The sequence below is a fragment of the Lacticaseibacillus kribbianus genome (assembly GCF_020180945.1).
In the GTDB taxonomy this organism is placed as follows: domain Bacteria; phylum Bacillota; class Bacilli; order Lactobacillales; family Lactobacillaceae; genus Lacticaseibacillus; species Lacticaseibacillus kribbianus.
In genome coordinates this window covers 312,554-328,253 of record NZ_JAIPUL010000003.1, presented here as the reverse complement: position 1 = coordinate 328,253, position 15,700 = coordinate 312,554, and the positions used below count along the sequence as shown (strand labels likewise).

At 61.4% G+C, this 15,700-nt stretch carries 20 protein-coding genes; 6 read left to right on the top strand and 14 right to left on the bottom strand.

Annotated elements, in window-relative coordinates; all coding sequences use genetic code 11:
* Positions 1-254 precede the first annotated feature (254 nt).
* Positions 255-1,082: an N-acyl homoserine lactonase family protein gene (locus LE416_RS10735; protein WP_225048618.1), complete on the top strand. Its 828-nt coding sequence runs from the start codon at positions 255-257 to the stop codon at positions 1,080-1,082.
* Here LE416_RS10735 and LE416_RS10730 read toward each other — a convergent pair.
* From LE416_RS10730 to LE416_RS10720, 3 genes are all read right to left on the bottom strand, one after another.
* Positions 1,066-1,605 carry a TetR/AcrR family transcriptional regulator gene (locus LE416_RS10730; protein ID WP_225048616.1) on the bottom strand — a complete coding sequence of 180 codons (540 nt, stop codon included), beginning with the start codon at positions 1,603-1,605 and terminating at the stop codon, positions 1,066-1,068. The two genes, LE416_RS10735 and LE416_RS10730, sit on opposite strands and share 17 nt — an antisense overlap.
* Before the next feature lie 109 nt (positions 1,606-1,714).
* The gene (locus LE416_RS10725) at positions 1,715-2,206 is read right to left on the bottom strand and encodes a GNAT family N-acetyltransferase (protein ID WP_225048614.1); all 492 of its coding nucleotides are present in this window, start codon (positions 2,204-2,206) and stop codon (positions 1,715-1,717) included.
* A gap of 76 nt (positions 2,207-2,282) precedes the next feature.
* Complete coding sequence (locus LE416_RS10720) at positions 2,283-2,759, bottom strand: GNAT family N-acetyltransferase (protein ID WP_420844386.1); 477 nt, start codon at positions 2,757-2,759, stop codon at positions 2,283-2,285.
* A 227-nt stretch (positions 2,760-2,986) separates the two neighbouring features.
* On the opposite strand from LE416_RS10720, the gene LE416_RS10715 reads away from it, so the two are divergent.
* A complete protein-coding gene (locus tag LE416_RS10715; protein ID WP_225048612.1) occupies positions 2,987-3,103 on the top strand; it encodes a putative holin-like toxin in 117 nt (38 codons plus the stop codon).
* 344 nt (positions 3,104-3,447) lie between these two features.
* Here the strand turns inward: LE416_RS10715 and LE416_RS10710 are convergent, their stop codons facing one another.
* Positions 3,448-3,798, bottom strand: coding sequence for a winged helix-turn-helix transcriptional regulator (locus LE416_RS10710; RefSeq protein ID WP_225048610.1), 351 nt, complete (start codon positions 3,796-3,798; stop codon positions 3,448-3,450).
* Between the two features lie 102 nt (positions 3,799-3,900).
* Between LE416_RS10710 and LE416_RS10705 the strand changes: the two genes are divergently transcribed.
* Positions 3,901-4,491 carry an NAD(P)H-dependent oxidoreductase gene (locus LE416_RS10705; protein WP_225048608.1) on the top strand — a complete coding sequence of 197 codons (591 nt, stop codon included), beginning with the start codon at positions 3,901-3,903 and terminating at the stop codon, positions 4,489-4,491.
* An 81-nt stretch (positions 4,492-4,572) separates the two neighbouring features.
* Here the strand turns inward: LE416_RS10705 and rlmH are convergent, their stop codons facing one another.
* On the bottom strand, positions 4,573-5,052 hold the full coding sequence (gene rlmH / locus LE416_RS10700; RefSeq protein ID WP_225048607.1) for a 23S rRNA (pseudouridine(1915)-N(3))-methyltransferase RlmH: 480 nt from the start codon (positions 5,050-5,052) through the stop codon (positions 4,573-4,575).
* A gap of 80 nt (positions 5,053-5,132) precedes the next feature.
* Positions 5,133-6,290 (bottom strand): N-acetylglucosamine-6-phosphate deacetylase, encoded by a 1,158-nt coding sequence (gene nagA / locus LE416_RS10695; RefSeq protein WP_225048606.1) that lies wholly within the window; start codon positions 6,288-6,290, stop codon positions 5,133-5,135.
* An 807-nt stretch (positions 6,291-7,097) separates the two neighbouring features.
* Between nagA and LE416_RS10690 the strand changes: the two genes are divergently transcribed.
* Complete coding sequence (locus tag LE416_RS10690) at positions 7,098-7,925, top strand: Cof-type HAD-IIB family hydrolase (protein WP_225048604.1); 828 nt, start codon at positions 7,098-7,100, stop codon at positions 7,923-7,925.
* A 178-nt stretch (positions 7,926-8,103) separates the two neighbouring features.
* Here the strand turns inward: LE416_RS10690 and LE416_RS10685 are convergent, their stop codons facing one another.
* Positions 8,104-8,814 (bottom strand): alpha/beta hydrolase, encoded by a 711-nt coding sequence (locus LE416_RS10685; RefSeq protein WP_225048602.1) that lies wholly within the window; start codon positions 8,812-8,814, stop codon positions 8,104-8,106.
* A gap of 76 nt (positions 8,815-8,890) precedes the next feature.
* Here LE416_RS10685 and LE416_RS10680 point away from each other — a divergent pair, with 76 nt between their 5' ends.
* A complete protein-coding gene (locus LE416_RS10680) occupies positions 8,891-10,300 on the top strand; it encodes a C69 family dipeptidase (protein ID WP_225048599.1) in 1,410 nt (469 codons plus the stop codon).
* 339 nt (positions 10,301-10,639) lie between these two features.
* A complete protein-coding gene (locus tag LE416_RS10675) occupies positions 10,640-11,623 on the top strand; it encodes an Abi family protein (RefSeq protein WP_225048597.1) in 984 nt (327 codons plus the stop codon).
* A gap of 119 nt (positions 11,624-11,742) precedes the next feature.
* Here LE416_RS10675 and LE416_RS10670 read toward each other — a convergent pair whose 3' ends face one another.
* The 7 genes from LE416_RS10670 to LE416_RS10640 all read right to left on the bottom strand — a co-directional run bounded on the left by LE416_RS10670 (position 11,743) and on the right by LE416_RS10640 (position 15,698).
* Positions 11,743-11,943 (bottom strand): hypothetical protein, encoded by a 201-nt coding sequence (locus LE416_RS10670; protein ID WP_225048594.1) that lies wholly within the window; start codon positions 11,941-11,943, stop codon positions 11,743-11,745.
* Positions 11,921-12,082, bottom strand: a complete 162-nt coding sequence (locus tag LE416_RS10665) for a hypothetical protein (RefSeq protein WP_225048592.1) — start codon at positions 12,080-12,082, stop codon at positions 11,921-11,923. The genes LE416_RS10670 and LE416_RS10665 overlap by 23 nt, the downstream gene beginning before the upstream one ends.
* A 3-nt stretch (positions 12,083-12,085) precedes the next feature.
* Positions 12,086-13,000 carry a hypothetical protein gene (locus tag LE416_RS10660; protein WP_225048590.1) on the bottom strand — a complete coding sequence of 305 codons (915 nt, stop codon included), beginning with the start codon at positions 12,998-13,000 and terminating at the stop codon, positions 12,086-12,088.
* The gene (locus LE416_RS10655; protein WP_225048587.1) at positions 13,000-13,713 is read right to left on the bottom strand and encodes a hypothetical protein; all 714 of its coding nucleotides are present in this window, start codon (positions 13,711-13,713) and stop codon (positions 13,000-13,002) included. Before LE416_RS10655 ends, LE416_RS10660 begins: the two co-directional genes overlap by 1 nt.
* Entirely contained in the window at positions 13,703-14,569 is an 867-nt protein-coding gene (locus LE416_RS10650) for an ATP-binding cassette domain-containing protein (RefSeq protein ID WP_225048585.1), read from the bottom strand. The genes LE416_RS10655 and LE416_RS10650 overlap by 11 nt, the downstream gene beginning before the upstream one ends.
* Positions 14,562-14,933, bottom strand: coding sequence for a GntR family transcriptional regulator (locus tag LE416_RS10645; RefSeq protein ID WP_225048583.1), 372 nt, complete (start codon positions 14,931-14,933; stop codon positions 14,562-14,564). The genes LE416_RS10650 and LE416_RS10645 overlap by 8 nt, the downstream gene beginning before the upstream one ends.
* A gap of 186 nt (positions 14,934-15,119) precedes the next feature.
* Positions 15,120-15,698 (bottom strand): heavy metal-binding domain-containing protein, encoded by a 579-nt coding sequence (locus LE416_RS10640; RefSeq protein WP_225048581.1) that lies wholly within the window; start codon positions 15,696-15,698, stop codon positions 15,120-15,122.
* Positions 15,699-15,700 lie beyond the last annotated feature (2 nt).

Here is a 15,700-nt window from a genome sequence, read left to right as displayed (position 1 = left end):
GACACTCCTCCTTATTGATACCGATTCCATTATAGCGAACCGCGGACACTTTATCAAAGGACTTGGCCGATTGAATCACAAACGATTAATTATGCAGCGGGCGGCGCCCAACTGACGCAACTGGACCGCAATGTGTCACTTGCGAGACACCGCCCCACCGGTCTGTCCACTTTGGCACATTCCGGTGTGGATTAATTCTACCCATCCGCCTCCGACTTTTCTATGATGAAGCCATACTCAAATGGAGGCGCATCATGACTGACACAATCAAGATTCACGTTTTACACACCGGACTGGTGAAGGTGGACAAGGCGCTGCCCTTCCACGGGCTGTACCGCAACCCGCTGGCCTTCACCGGCCTGGTGCGCTCGGAGGCCAACCAGGTGACGCTGCCGGTTTCAAGCTACCTGATTGAGCACCCCAAGGGCCTGGTGCTGATCGACACCGGCTGGAACAAGCTGGTTCGCACCAGCAACTGGCGGGAACTCGGTCCGCAGGTTCAGATCAACACCGCCTACCTGCCGGCCGGGTGGGCCATCGACGAACGGCTCGCGGCCCTCGGCTACCGCCCGCAAGACCTGGACTATGTCTTGCTGAGCCACCTGCACTGCGACCACGTCAGCGGCCTGAAGCACGTCGCCGCCGCCAAGCACATCTTGGTATCAGAACCCGAATGGCGGGTCGCCAATCGCCTGCCCCTAGTGTACTTGCCTCACGAGTGGCGCGGCGTCAACGTCCAAACCTACCGCTACGCCCAGGCCCGCGTTGGCCCTACTGGAGAGGCCTACGACGTGTTCGGCGACGACCGGGTGCTGCAGGTTCACACTGCGGGCCACGCGACCGGCATGTCTGCGACCCTGGCTCGCGGTGGCGATGGCCGCTATGTTCTCCTTGCCGCCGACGTCGGTTACGCCAACCGCTCTTGGGAGGAGATGCTGACGCCCGGTATCTGCACGAACCGCAAGGCCGCAATCACCAGCCTGGGCTGGGTGCGGGAGATGGCCCATGACCCCAACTGCATCGAGGCACTGGCCAACCACAACACCACCACCGACCCGCACGTCATCACGCTGACGTACTGAGGACCATTTTGACCAATCGGTTCATGAACCGCGAGATGGCCGCCGGCTCACCGTGGCGCAGCGACCAGCTGATGGCCGTGAGGGCGGTGGTGGCGTACAGCTCCAGCGCGAAATCCTTGGGGATGCTGAGCGCGACCTGGGGTAACAGTGCTTCGGCATGCCGGGCTAGGCTGGTCAGGTAGCGGGCCCTGAGGTCGCCGTCGCGCTCGTGAATCGCCAGCAGGCGGGTGATTGCGTCGGCGTCGCCCTCCAGCTGGCGGTACAGCGTCAGCAGCGGCTCGTCATCGGCAACCCCGGCCACCCGGGAATCCAGCAGCCGGTCGAACGTGTCGGCCCGCTCCGTGACCATCTCGGCCAAAAGCGCGTACTTATCGGCGTAGTGATGGTAAAACGTGCTGCGCCCCACCAGTGCCGCGGCGCAGATGTCGTTGACCGTCACCGCCGCGAACGGTTGGTCGCCCAAGCAGGCAATGAACCCGGCCTGAATGTCGCGCCGGCTCTTGAACTTGCGTAAATCTGTCATGCTCGCGCCTCCATCTTGATTCGCCGCACATCGCGCGGCCGCTGCACCGGTTAGCCCTGGCTTTCAGTCATCGCCTCGGCTCACGCCCGTCATCGCCTCTCGACCGCGCTTACTCCAGCCGCAGCTCGTAGTACCGCGAGTCGCGGTCCGGAAAGGCGTAAGATACCCCGAACTGGTCGCGGTCGATGCGCGTGAAGCCCTGGCGCTCGTAGAAGCTGTGCGAGCGGTGCTCGTTTTCCGGCGTGTCCAGGACCAGCCGCTTGAGGCCGCGGGCCTTCGCCGCCGTCAGCAACGTGTCGTACAGCGCCAGCCCCAGGCGGTGCGGCCGGCCCCGAAAATCGGGATAGGTGAAGAACTTCTTCAAAACCGCGGTGTCGTCGTCGAGCGGCAAAAGCCCGATGCAGCCGACCAACCGGCCGTCGTCGGTCAGGGCGCCCCAGAACTCACCGCCGGGGCGGCGGTAGTAGGCGTTGAGCTGGAAGATATCGTCTTGCTCGGCCATCTTGATGGCCAGGTTAGCCTCAATGTTTTGGCAGTAGTTGACGAGATCCACCAGTTCGGCGGTGTGGTGCGGGGTTTGCGTCAGTGGTGCAATGATCATTTTGAGCCTCCAAGTCGATGTGCAAAGTCAGACGTGCACGTGAGCGAAATCGCAAGTCATTCAACAACACCGCAGGCTACCCACCAAGATGCTTGACTAGGATGAGGCACGGGTTCCACTCATCCCACAAGCTCGGAAACACCTCCAGCCGCGTGAAACCCACGGCCTCGTAGAACCGGATCGTGTCGTCGTACTGGCTGTAATGCCCCTCGTCGACCGTCTTAACCTGAAGGAACCGGTAGCGGCTCTCAGCGAACCGCGTGAGTGCGCCCACCAGTTGAGAGCCAACGCCCAGGTGCTGAAATGGCTTCAAAACGCCCATGCAACTGATCTCAGCGACATCCGGGCTGGTCTCGTTCAGATCGATGAAGCCGATGGCCGCGCCCTGCGCCTTCGCCACCCAAAGCGGCAGTTCTGCCGATTCATCAACATACGACTGAGTCGATTCCGGCAGGCCAAACCACTCGGGCAGCTCGGCCAAAATCCCCTGAACAATCTGCGGATGCGCTTGCGGCTCGTCGACTCGTTCAATTGTCACATCTAAGTTCACCACGTCACCCTCACAATCTCTATGCGTGCCTCAGCCGCGGCGGTCGCTGACCGCGCCGCATCACCATTGTCACCCACTCTTTAGACAACCATCATAGCACTGCAATGTTCAATTCAGCCTGTCATGATACAATATTCGGGCAGAAAGTTGAAAACGGTTGGTAAATCCAATTCCTTGTGAGGTGGTGCCTATGCACAATCACCAAACTATACAGGAAAGGAGGTGCCTTCTTGTCCGTTGCTGATGCTCTGATGCTGATGCTCACGTTTGGCGGGTTTATTCTAACACTCGTCGAGCTCGTCATCACCGTTATCCAAGCAATTGTCGGCAATCAAAAAGACCGCTAGTAAACTTCGTGGCTGAGGTTTAGCGGTCTCGCTTGCTATCAACTAATGCCAACCGTCTTTAACGGTCTGCAGGGTCGGCATGTTGACGCATGTCGGCCTCTTTCTATGCTCTCATTGTATCATGTGTGTTCCCAAAAAGGAACGGATAGTGTCGCGTCAGCATCACCCTAATCCGGCACAACTCGCCGTTAAAAAACCAGCGGCGGGACGCATCCACCCACGAACACACTCGGTCGGTATTGTTGGACCAACAATTCGCCGTCTGGGAGACCAGCGGATAGAATGAACTCGACGACTCAAACACTGGTAATGCACGGCCAGCCGCATCGTCCCACCGTTGTTCGTCAGTCCTTCGTCTCCGCGGCATGCTGATTCCCCCAGCGGCAGATGCCATCCAGCACCGGAATCAGCGACTCCCCGCGGGGCGAGAGCGAATACTCCACCCTGGGCGGCACCTGCGGGAATTCCTGGCGACGAATCAATGCGGCGGCCTCGAGCTCGCGCAAGGTATTGGTGAGCGTCTTGAACGAGATCGGCGTCAGCAGGCGCTTGAGGGCGTTGTAGCGAATGGGGCCGTGGTTCAGCGCCAGCGCGTAGAGCACCTGCATCTTGTACTTGCCGCCGATCAGCCGCAGCGTGTAGGCAAAGCCCGTATCCTCCAGCCGGTTCTCGGTGATGTAATCAATATCCGCCATGACACACTCCTTCAGGTGAGTACCACACCTTAATTACCGTACTTGTTTGCGCGTTAAGCATACCATATGCTGGATGCAGTGCCAGAAAGGAGTGCCAAGAAAATGAAAACAATCGTCTACGCTCACCCCTACGACAAGAGCTTCAACCATGCCATTTTAACCCGTCTGACGGAAGACTTCGCCGCAACCGACCAGCCCTACCGCGTGATCGACCTCTACCGCGACGGGTTCGACCCGCGCTACTCTGCAGAGGAGCTGCGCCTGTACAGCCGCGGCGAGACCCCTTACACCTTGGTCAAAACCTACCAGCAGCTGATCGCAGCCTCCGACGAGCTGATTGTCATCACCCCGATCTGGTGGCACAACATTCCCGCTGAGCTCAAGGGCTTCTTCGACAAGGTGATGCTGAGGAATTTCGCGTATGCAAAATCTCCCGTCTGGCGCGGCCTGCTGACGAACATCACCAAGGCGGCGGTCATCACGACGGCGACCATCACGAAGGACTACCTTCGTCACGAGTCGGGCGACCCCATCCAGGGCAACCTGATCAACCGGGTCTTTGCCGACCTCGGCATCGCGCCGGCGAAGACGAACTGGATTCATTTCGGCGAGGTGAACCTGACGACGGATGCGGTGCGCCGGCAGTTCCTAGCTGACTTGCCTGAGCTTTACCGCACGGGCCAGCCGGACTGAGCGGCCGCGTTCTGAATAATCGGTGACAACAAAACACGGGACGTGCCGATCACTGGCACGTCCCGTGTTTCTTGCACCGCCTCACTTATGGTACGGACTCCCAATGTTGATCATGAACGCCCGGTAGATCTGCTCGGTCAGCACCAGCCGCATCAGCTGGTGGGGCATCGTCAGCTTGCCGAAGCTCAGCGTGTTGTTGGCGCGCTGCATCACCTCCGGCGACAGGCCGAGCGAGCCGCCGATGACGAACGTGATGTCCGAGTGGCCGTAAGTCGTGAGGTCCGCGATTTCCTTGGCGAAGGCCTCGGAGCTGCGCTGCTTTCCCTCGATGGCCAGTGCGATCACCCACTCCTTGTCCTGGATCTTGCCCAGGATGCGCTCGCCTTCGACCTGCTTGACCTGCGCCATCTCGGCCGAAGACAGCGACTCCGGCGCCTTTTCGTCCGGCACCTCGACCAGCCTGAACTTGGCGAACTTGCTCAGGCGCTTGGCGTACTCGGCGATGCCGTCCTTGAAGTACTTCTCCTTGAGCTTGCCGACCGCCACGATTTTGATGTTCAACAGACCACTCCCTTTGTCCTGATTATAGCAAAAAAGGACCCGCCGCTTTTCACAAAAAGCAGTGGGTCCCCACTGTCTGGTTAGGCCTGATAGCGGGAAACGCCGTTCAGGTAGGTTTCGGCCAGGCTCATGTCCTTGTTCAGAACCAGGAAGTCGGCGTCGCGGCCCGGCAGGATGCTGCCGCACTTGTCGTCGATCTTCGAGGACTTGGCCGGGACGTAGGAGCCCATCATGATGGCCTCTTCCGGCGTGTTGTTGTTCCAGTCCACGACGTTCTTGATCGCGTCGTTGAGCTTCAGGATGGAGCCGGCGAGGTTGCCGCCGTTCTTGAGGCGGGCGGTGCCGTCCTTGACGATGACCGGGAATTCGCCGAGCATGTAGTCGCCTTCAGGCATCAGGCCGGCGGACATGCAGTCGGTGATCAGGGCGATGTGCTCCGGGGTCTTCTCGCGGATCAGGGAGGCCGCAACTTCTGGGCGGACGTGGTGACCGTCGCAGATCAGCTCGTCGTCGACGATGTTCAAAAACATTGCGGCGCCGACCATGCCGGGTTCGCGGTGGGTCAGGCCGGACATGCCGTTGAAGGTGTGGCAGAACACGGTGGCCCCGGCCTCGATGCAGGCCTTGGCCTGTTCGAAGGTCGCGCTACTGTGGCCCAGGGCAACGGCCTTGCCGTCCTGGCTCATGTGCTTGGTGAACTCAACGGCGCCGTCGCGTTCCGGTGCCAGGGCCATTTTCTGCAGCAGGCCCTTGGCGCTCTTTTGCCACTCGTCGTACTCTTCGATCGATGGGTCGCGGAAGTACTTCGGGTTCTGGGCGCCCTTGTGCTCCTCGGTGAAGAACGGGCCTTCGAAGTAAATGCCCTGGATCTTCGCGCCGGTTTCCTCACCGGCGTGCTCGCCGATGGTCTTGCAGACGGCGTTGAGCTGGTCGAACGGGCCGGTCAGCGTGGTCGGCAGCCAGCTGGTGACACCGGTCTTCAGCAGGCCCTCGGACATCTCGTTGATGCCTTCCCAGTCGTTGTCCATGACGTCGTGGCCAAGCGAGCCGTGAATGTGCGTGTCAACCAGGCCTGGGGCGATCCACTGGTTGCCGTAATCCTTGATCTCCCCCTCCGGCTTCTGCCCGTAAGACGGAATGAAGTCGCCGAACTTGCCCTCATCGGTAACCTCAAGCCAGCCGTCGTTTTCGGTGGTGTTCTTCAGGAAAAACTTCGCAGCATGAATGTAGTAGCTCATCACATGATCTCCTTATCATCGTTGTTATCCGTTGCCAACACCAGTGTAGCACAACCCCGGTTATTGGTCTAGGCCAACGACTCGTGGCGGGCGATTATTCCGCTGGGTGGTGGCCGGGCTCCGGCGGGAACGGGCCACGGCTTCCGGCTCCGGGCCGGGGCGGGTCGACCTGTGCGGCCGGCTTCCGCCCAAAAACCGGGCTCCAGCCTAAAATTCCCGCCGAGCCGTTGCCTACGGCCCCGCGCTCCGGCGCGAATTTTGCCGGGATGAGGAGTGCGGCTGCCCGCCAAGCCCGCGGTCACCCGGAATCCTCATCCTTTCACGGGCCGACCCGCCCCGGCCCTACGCCTGCCGCAGTGGCGCGTTCGCACCTCCGCCCTACACAGTTGGTCAGAGGTCACCCAGTAGTCGGGTTGGGCAACCCAAGCCGCAGCGTTATTCCGTCCGTTGAGTTTGGTCACTTTGTGCGGCTACTATGGCACGCCGTCGGTGCCAAACGACTCAATCCGCCAAATGCTCGCTTCTCCATCCTAGATTCAAACGGGCTCCGCTCCGCAATGCCGGCTCGTTCGGCAAGGGCTGGCTAAGTGCGACGCACTCCGCCCTGGGTTGCAAAAAGCCCCCGCAGCTGGCGACTGCGGGGGTAAGCGGCCTGGGCTGGCCGCGTACGATTGAAGAAAAGTGGTTGGGATAGGGGCGGCGGGCCGCCCCTATGTCTAAGAGACTACACGGCGAATGTGACGATTTTTTGGCGAAACCGTGACGCTTGTCGTGTGGTATGCTGGAGGCACACACGGAGGGAACGCTATGTACAAAATGATTGTGAGTGACCTGGACGAAAGCCTGCTGCAAGACGACGGGGCGGTGTCCGCCCAAGACATCGAGACCATCGCGCGGCTGCGGGAGGCCGGCGTCAAGTTCGTGCCCAACACCGGCCGCGGCTTCGCGTCGGTGCAGCCGCTGGTGACGACGCTGGGGCTGGCTGGGCTTGCCGGCCAATACGTCATCTCCTACAACGGCGGCGCAACGGTCGAAAACGCCGGCAACCGCATCCTGATCCAGCACGCGCTGGACCACGAAGTCGCCGACCGGATTTTCCGCCTGGCGATGACGAGCGGCGACTTCTGCGCGCACGTCTACACGATGCACCACGTCTACGTGGTCAACGCCAACGCCGACGAGCGCGGCTACCTGGCCAACCGCGGCGTCGCGTATGAAGAGCTCGCCATCGCCGACCTCAGTGGCTTCGCGGACCGCGCAATCGCCAAGGTGATTTTTGAAAACCGCGACCTGCCCCTGCGCGCCGCGCTGAAGGACCGGGTGGCGGCCGAAGTGGCGGCACCTCTGACGGTCACCTACTCCTCCAACCGCTACGTGGAGTTCAACCCCGCGGGCATCGACAAGGGCGAGGCGGCGCTGGCGCTGGGCGATCAGATTGGCGTCGCGCGAGACGAGATCATCGCGCTGGGCGACAACTCCAACGACCTGAGTATGCTGACGAAGGTCGGCCTGGGCGTCGCGGTGCAAAACGCGATTCCGGCGGTGAAGGCGGCGGCCGGGCTGGTGCTCGACGCAACCAACAACGACTCGCCGATCACCGAGATCGCGCGCCGTCTGTTCCCGGACCTCGCCTGACGTAACCAAAAGTTTAGCATCCTTAACTTTTCTTGATGAAATCCTCACACTTTGGTCGCAACTGGCTGGTAATCTATTAGACATAGAGATGACAACCTCTCTCCTCCAAAGCAAACCAAGGCGCACCCCCCGCGCCGCCAAGAAGCCCCTGCTCGCGTGAGCAGGGGCTTCTTGTTGTCTAGTTACGCAGCGTCTTCAGCCACGCCACCAGCTGAGCGGCGATCCAGCGCTGCTGGGCCGTGTTGCTGACGTGCGCGGTTTTGTCGCCGGCCTGCTTGCCGTACGCGCCGAAGCCCGCGTGGTTGCCGCCCGCAAGCTGCCGGTAGATTGCGTCCGCCGGCAGGTCGGCCTTGGCCTTCTTGTAGGCGGCCCAGTCCAGCACGCCGTCGCGGCTGCCGGTCAAGGACAGCACCGGCACCGAACTCAGCGCACCCTTGGCGTCCGGGTAGCTGGCCAGGAAAAACACGCCGGCCAGGCCGTCTTTGTGCGCCCTGGCGTAGCGGCTGGCCATCACGCCGCCCAGCGAGTGACCGCCGATCACGTAGCGCTGCTTGGGCCGCACCACGCGGTCCGCCCGGTTGGCGCCGAGCACGGCCAAGTCGTAGGGAAAGCTGACGATGGCCACGCGGTAGCCCGCCGCGGCGACCTGCTTGGCCCAGATGCTGTACGCCCCCGGATCCACGAACGCGCCGGGGTACACCACCACCGTCAGCTCGGCCTGCTTGGGGCCGAAGTAAAGCGTGCCATTGGTCGTCGTCGCGGCCTTTTGCGCGACTCGGGCCGCCGGCGCCGGCGCGTGGGCCTGGCGTGTCAGGGCGACGTGGCCGATCGCCGCCACGGCGGCCAGCGCAATCGCGAAGCTGAGCAGCCAGCGCTGCCATTTTTTCATCGTATCACCTCTTAGGTAGCATACCACGCGTGAACGGCTTACAATAGAAGCATCATTCAGAAAAGAGTTGAGCGAATTGACCAAGCGCATCAAAGGTTCCTGCACCACCATTCTTGTCGGCAAAAAGGCCAGCCTGGACGGGTCGACCATCATCGCACGCAACGAGGACGGCAACGCCCCGCTGCACCCGCAGAAGTTCGTCCTGGTGACGCCGGACAAGCAGCCGCGCCACTACCAGAGCGTGCTGAGCACCTTCGCCATCGACCTGCCGGACAACCCGCTGGCCTACACGTCCACCCCGGAGGCCGTTGACGGCCACGGCCTGTGGGCGGCCGCCGGCATCAACAGTGAAAACGTCGCGATGACCTCCACGGAAACCATCACCACCAACAGCCGGATTCTCGGCATCGACCCGCTGGTGGACGACGGCCTCGGCGAGGAGGACATGCCGACCATCACGCTGCCGTACATCCACAGCGCCCGCGAAGGCGTGGAACGCCTCGGTGCCCTTTTGACCGAGTACGGCACCTACGAGACCAACGGCATCTGCTTCGCCGATAAGGATGAGGTCTGGTACTTCGAAAGCATCGCCGGCCACCACTGGGCCGCCGTGCGCATCCCCGACGACGCCTACGTGGTCGCCCCGAACCGCTTCAACATCACCGACTTCGACTTCGACTCCGCAGACACCCTGTGCTCCAGCGACCTGAAGGAGCTGGTCGATGACAACCAGCTGAACCCGGATCCGGAAGGCTACAACCTCCGCCACATTTTCGGCTCGGCCTCCTTCAAGGACACCCGCTACAACAACCCGCGCGCCTGGTACGGCCAGAAGTACTTCAACCCCGAATTCGACACCACCCCGATCGACCAGGACCTGCCGTTCATCTGCCGGACCCCGCACAAGATCTCGATTGAGGACGTCAAGCTCGTGCTCTCCTCGCACTACCAGAACACCCCGTACGACGTGTACGGCGGCCAGGGCACGGCCGAGGAGAAAAAGCGGTTCCGCCCGATCGGCATCAACCGCAACCAGGAGCTGCACATCCTGCAGATCCGCAACAACGTCCCGGCGGCGCTGGCGGGCATCCACTGGCTGGCGTTCGGGCCGAACACCTTCAACGCGGTGATTCCGTTCTACGCCAACGTCAACGACACGCCGGCGACCTACCGCGACACCACGGCCGAGTTCGACCCGACCAAGATGTACTGGCTGTCCAACCTGATGGCGACGTTCGGCGACACCGACTTCACGCTGTTCGAGGACCAGGAGAACGTCTTCGAGGAGAACACCGTCGCCCAGTGCCGCTACCTGCAGCGCCAGACCGACGCCGCGGCCGCAGACCAGGCCGACCTGAAGGCCTACCTGACCGAGGCCAACGCCAAGATGGCCGACCTCTCCTTCAAGAACAGCAACAAGCTGCTGGGCCAGATGGTCGAGCTCGCCGCACCGCGGATGGCCCTGCAGTTCACGCTGCACGACTAGACCCAGAGCGGAGCAAGGCGCACTTAGCGGGACACATAACGTAGGGTCGGCGCTTGAAGCGTTCTTTGCTTCGAGTGCCGGCCCTAGTTATGTGCTCCCGCGTTGCCTTGCGTAGCCCGACGAACCAGGGCGAAACCCTTTTTTCGCCGTCAAACCGCGTCAGATTAGGATTCCCTTTCAAAAGGTTGACACCTAGAATCCAACCCGGCATACTATAAACACGAGATCAAGTCCGGAGGGCCCCAGGAGTAGGTGCTGGACTAGCAAAACCGTGATCGTCAGCGCCTTCGTTGCGCTGATTGACGCGGTTTTTGTTTACCCCTTTTTGGAGGTGTGCTGATGAACTCAAAGCCTTTCACAACCCATGCACAGCAGATTCAAATTCTGCAATCACGTGGCCTGAAGGTCGACTCCAACGCGGTACATGCATTAGAAGAAATCGGCTATTATGCCGTCATTAACGGGTATAAATGGAGTTTTCTGCAGCGGGATTCGAGTGGTGAGGTGATTCATCCAGAACATTACGCCACAGGATCTTCGTTCAACGAAATACTTGCTCTGTATAATTTCGATGCGGATTTACGTGCGACACTATACCGCTCACTGCTTAAGTACGAGTCTGTTCTCGGTGCCGAAATTTCGTACAAATTCTCTGAAGCCTATCCAGAGGCCAATGCCTACCTTGCAATAGATAAGTACAACCGTGACCCACATCAGACCGGGATGGTTGTTGGCACAATCAGCTCGCTTTCACGGGAGCTTCAGGCACAGTGGCGCCAGCACGACGAGGAGAATGCGGTCAAGCACTATGTGAATAAGCACGGTCATGTTCCACTCTGGGTCCTTGTCAATTTTATGACTTTCGGTGAACTGAACTACTTTTATGCCAATCTGACGGAAAGTCTGCAACTAAAAATTGCTAAAGACTTCACCCAGCAGCGGACTACCGCGTATCATCTAGAACAGTATTCAACGACACCTATCGAAGCACTCCTTGCCATCAACAAAATCGTCAACACATTCCGCAACGCCGTCGCACACGGAGAAATCACGTTTTCGCGCCACCTGAACAAGAGCACCAAGATGTATCCCATCAAGCAGGCCCTGCAGCGAAAGGACGTGATTCTGCACAGTCAGGCCGGCGTCTTTGAACTAATCTTCAGTCTGAAGCTGGTGCTACCCCGTCCAGACTATGAACGCTTGGTGGTCGAGGTCACCAAGCTGATTACCACCTACCGTGACCAATTCAAGTCGGTGTCGTTCAACGCCATTCTGCAGGACATGAATTTCCCCCAGAATTTCGCGCAAGCACTCGCTGTCTAAGTGTGTCAGTCGAGTGCTCGAATTATCCGCGCCGCTGGACGCGGTTTTTGTTTTGCCCTCGCTCACGCAAAAACGCGCCTGCCATCGGCAGACGCGCCTTATCCTCACTCACTCGGCCGCTACTTGCGCCCGCGCAGGTAGCGCACAATGGTCAGCGCCAGGCCGGCGACCGCGATGACCGCGGCCACCGCGTAGGTGATCGGCGAGCCCAGCGGGTCGCGCAGCACCCGCAAAAGCGTCGCCGTCGAGACGACGACCAGCAGCAGGTCCAGAATCAGCGAGCCGAGGCCCGGGCGGTTATTGGTTGGATTCGTATTCATTCGTTATCTCCTTTTCCGGCCACCAGATGGCGACCAACAGTGCGCAGGCCACCGCCATGCGCAGCGGCCAGCTGGTGGTCAGCGCAAGGGCCGCCAGCAGCGCCAGGGCCAGCACCGTGCCCGTAATCTTTCTAACCATCCGTCACCCCTCCTTCATCATCGGCAGCGCCAGGAACACGGTGACGACGATCACGAACAGCACGCGCGTGGTCAAAAGCACCGGCGCGAACAGCACCACGAGCACCGCCGCCGCGATCAGGACCACCTGCACCGCGCGCCGATGGGTGCCGCCCAAAAGCCGCTGCCAGAAGCCGCCGGTCACGTGCAGGTCGACGCCGCGCAGCAGCACGCAGTCGGCCAGCACCAGCAGCGCCAGCAGCGCCCAGGCCAGCCCGGGCAAAAGCCACGGCGTCGCCGCTGCACCGCCCAACTGGTGGTCGAAGCTCCCGCTGGCCAGCGCCCGCGTGAGCGCGGCCGCCGTGCTGTCGCTCGGCGCAATGGCTTGCACCACCGGATCGAAGCCGAGGAAAAACACCGCGAGCAGCGCCAGCACCGCGACACCGAACGCGTACGGGTTGACGTAGTAGTGCAGCGCGTTGATGAACACGCCGATCAAGGCGGCGCTCATCAAAAGCGCGAAGATGAACAGGCTGTTGGCCAGCCACACAGTCGCCGTTTCGGCGCCCGGGTAGCCCAGCTCGTGCAGGAAGGTCTCGGGCGTCCCGAGCAGCCGCGCGTAGCCCCACATGACGGCCGTCATCAGGGCGGCGAGCACCGTCCAGGTCGCCATGACGCTGGCGGCAACGCTGCGGCGCGCCGCCCCCATCACCGCGGCCAGGCGCAGCCAGCGCGGCGTCTTGACCACGCTGACCGCCAGGAACAGCACGACGCTCGGCACGATCAGCGGAGTGCCGACCGTGTCGGGCCCGTCGCTTGGCAGAATCAGGGTGAACAGCGCCCAAAACGCCGCCGTGAAGCCGGCCATCGCCAGCAGGAAAACGCCGAGAATCGCCAGTGTCTCTTTGAGCTCAACGTTCAGTAAGCCGCGTCGTTTCATCACTTCGCCCCCGTTTCCACCTGCGCCACGCCGCGCCAGGCCAGCCAGCCGACCAGCGCGTCAAGCGCGAGCAGCCACAGCGTCGCCAGCCACGGCCGCGCGGAAACGCCACCGGCCGGCAGCCCAATGGCCAGACGCGGGGCGGTCAACACCGCCGCGTGAATCGTCGTGTCGCCCAGAATCATCGCCGTGCCGATCAAGAGCCCGGCGACGGTGAAGGCCACCACACTGACCCAGGTGGTCACCCGCTTGCCGCGGCCGCGCATCGCCAGGCCGCCGAGCACCCCGAGCAGCGCGAACAGGCCCATGGCCAACACGGCCAGCACCGCCGCCCAGATTGGCCCGCCGAAGACGCCGGTCACGTACGGCGTCACCAGGCTGACCGGATTGGCGCCGATCAGCCGCACCACCGCCTGCATCGCAAGCAGCGCGGCGGCCCCCAGCGCGACCAGCGGCAGCAAAAGCGCAGCACCGACCCGCCGCATGGTGCGCCGGGTCACCCCGTTTTGGAAGGCCTGGTCGACGCCGACGTCGATCAGCATCATGCCGCCGAACGCCACGTCGATCGCAATCAGGAGGTCGCCGAGGCTGAAGTCGTGCTGGTGCAACAGCAGCGGCAGCCCCACGATCACGATCGCCGTGGTCACGACCATCACCACCATGCTGACCAGCACCGTGCCGGCCAGGCTGCGAAACAGCGCCTTACTTTTCATGGCGCTCACCCCGCGTCAGCTCGATGAACAGGCGCTGCAGGTCCATGCCGGCGAGCGTCACGCCGGCCGGCAGCGGCCGCTCCAGCGGCGCGTCCAGCGTGTAGGCCGTCAGCATCCCGCCCAGCGCCTGCTTGCGCATCACCGGCGTGTCGCGCAGGTAATCCGTTACCAGGCCGGCGGGACCGGACACGATGCGGCCCTTGGCCAGCACCGTTGCGACGTCCTCGGCCAGCACGATCTCGCCGCCGGCCAGCACGTTGACGTTTTCCACCAGATCCGCGACCTCCTCGATCAGGTGCGTCGCGATGACGAAGGTCCGCGGCCGCTCTGCGTAGGTCGCGAGCAGCTCCTGGTAAAAAAGCTCCCGCGCCGGCGCGTCGAGGCCGAGCACCGGCTCGTCGAGCAGTACGAAGTCACACGGCACGCACAGCGCGATGATCAGCCGGGCGATGGTCTGGTAGCCCGTGGAGAGCTGGCCGATCTTGGCCGTGTCGTGAAGCTCGAAGGCGTCCAGCAGGTGCGTGGCCAGGGCGTCGTCGAAGCCGCCGTACATCCGGCGGGTCAGTGCAAACAGCCAGGACAGCCTGCGGTCGGCCGGGTACAGCTGGGCGGACGACATCAGAAAGATGCGGTTTTGCGCCGCTTCGTTCTCGACCACCGACTTGCCGTCCAGGGTCACCGCGCCGCTGGTGGCGAAGGTGCGGTTGTTGACGATGCGCATCAGCGTGCTCTTGCCGGCGCCGTTGCGGCCCAGCAGCGCGTAGATCTTGCCCGCCTCCCAGGTCGCGTTGACGCCGCGCAGCACCTGCTTGTTCCCGTAGCGCTTGGTCACGTTCTTGAACTTGATCTCACTCATGGCTGTACTCCCTTTCGATGGCGGCGGTCAGCTGCGCCGCCGTGATGCCCAGCGCCTGCGCCTGGCGCACGACCTGCGGCACCTGCGCGGCGAAAAATTCGGCCTGCTGTGCCGCAGCCAGCCGGTCTCGGGCGCCGTGGACGACGAACATCCCGACGCCGCGCCTTTTCTCGATCACGCCGGCGTCGACTAGCTCGTTCATCCCGCGCAGCACCGTCGCCGGGTTGATCGCGTAGGTCCGCGCCACCTCGGTCGTCGATGGAATCTGACTGCCCTCGGGGAACGCGCCGGACAGGATGCCCGCCGTGAACTGCTGCGCAATCTGATGGAACAGCGGCACCACCGAGCTCGCATCAAAATGCATCTGGACCCCTCCCTCGTTCGTTGGTTAGTTGGTCAAGTAACTAACTCCATCGGTAGGATAGCACCTACTTCATTCAGAGTCAATGTCACTTTCACCCGAAAAAAAAACACCCTCACGGCGTTTTTTCTGGTATCTGTAGCTTAACCTAATTATTCTTCTCAATAATTACCGCATTTCCGTTTGCAGTCACGCCGAAAACGTACGGGAGATACACGGTGCCCCTTGAGAGTTTGCGGTCTGCGGGTCAAGAGTTAGATAGTCGAAATCAACTCCAATGATTGCATTGCACCCTAACGCATACGCCTGCTCCTTAAGTTCGGCCAACGCCCGGCGACGAATGACGGACAAATTCTGCATCAGTGCATCACCCGTATTCGTTGCCGATCTGAAGATACCGTCAGTTCCGCGGGGGATTTGAACTGCATCATCACCTGAGATGTATCCAGAGTATTTAACAACCGTGTAACCATCAAAATTAAAACCCGAGGTAATGAGCATTTCCGCAAGGGCACGCTGCTTACGAATTGCCTCCTGTTGTGCCGCTCTCTCAGCGGCTATTTTGGCTGCCTCCCTCTCTGCCAACTCAACCTTTTGATTTTCTACGTATTGCTCGAACGACACAAGAATGCTTTGTGCATCTTCGTCTCTAACCTGGAGACCTCCGAATGTCGTAAAGTTGGTCTGAAATTGTTTAGTTGTCTTCAAAAAACCCGACAACTGGTCAACTGGAATATTATTAGTATTTGCCAGTTCTTTTACTTTCATAG

Bases quoted from the DNA above. Each gene is read 5' to 3' on its own strand.
- nagA (WP_225048606.1), bottom strand. From the start codon at position 6,290: ATGAGCTACTACATTCATGCTGCGAAGTTTTTCCTGAAGAACACCACC.
- LE416_RS10665 (WP_225048592.1), bottom strand. From the start codon at position 12,082: ATGGTTAGAAAGATTACGGGCACGGTGCTGGCCCTGGCGCTGCTGGCG.
- LE416_RS10730 (WP_225048616.1), bottom strand. From the start codon at position 1,605: ATGACAGATTTACGCAAGTTCAAGAGCCGGCGCGACATTCAGGCCGGG.
- LE416_RS10640 (WP_225048581.1), bottom strand. From the start codon at position 15,698: ATGAAAGTAAAAGAACTGGCAAATACTAATAATATTCCAGTTGACCAG.
- LE416_RS10660 (WP_225048590.1), bottom strand. From the start codon at position 13,000: ATGAAACGACGCGGCTTACTGAACGTTGAGCTCAAAGAGACACTGGCG.
- LE416_RS10685 (WP_225048602.1), bottom strand. From the start codon at position 8,814: ATGAAAAAATGGCAGCGCTGGCTGCTCAGCTTCGCGATTGCGCTGGCC.
- LE416_RS10725 (WP_225048614.1), bottom strand. From the start codon at position 2,206: ATGATCATTGCACCACTGACGCAAACCCCGCACCACACCGCCGAACTG.
- LE416_RS10675 (WP_225048597.1), top strand. From the start codon at position 10,640: ATGAACTCAAAGCCTTTCACAACCCATGCACAGCAGATTCAAATTCTG.
- LE416_RS10710 (WP_225048610.1), bottom strand. From the start codon at position 3,798: ATGGCGGATATTGATTACATCACCGAGAACCGGCTGGAGGATACGGGC.
- LE416_RS10645 (WP_225048583.1), bottom strand. From the start codon at position 14,933: ATGCATTTTGATGCGAGCTCGGTGGTGCCGCTGTTCCATCAGATTGCG.
- LE416_RS10655 (WP_225048587.1), bottom strand. From the start codon at position 13,713: ATGAAAAGTAAGGCGCTGTTTCGCAGCCTGGCCGGCACGGTGCTGGTC.
- LE416_RS10705 (WP_225048608.1), top strand. From the start codon at position 3,901: ATGAAAACAATCGTCTACGCTCACCCCTACGACAAGAGCTTCAACCAT.
- LE416_RS10650 (WP_225048585.1), bottom strand. From the start codon at position 14,569: ATGAGTGAGATCAAGTTCAAGAACGTGACCAAGCGCTACGGGAACAAG.
- LE416_RS10690 (WP_225048604.1), top strand. From the start codon at position 7,098: ATGTACAAAATGATTGTGAGTGACCTGGACGAAAGCCTGCTGCAAGAC.
- LE416_RS10670 (WP_225048594.1), bottom strand. From the start codon at position 11,943: ATGAATACGAATCCAACCAATAACCGCCCGGGCCTCGGCTCGCTGATT.
- LE416_RS10735 (WP_225048618.1), top strand. From the start codon at position 255: ATGACTGACACAATCAAGATTCACGTTTTACACACCGGACTGGTGAAG.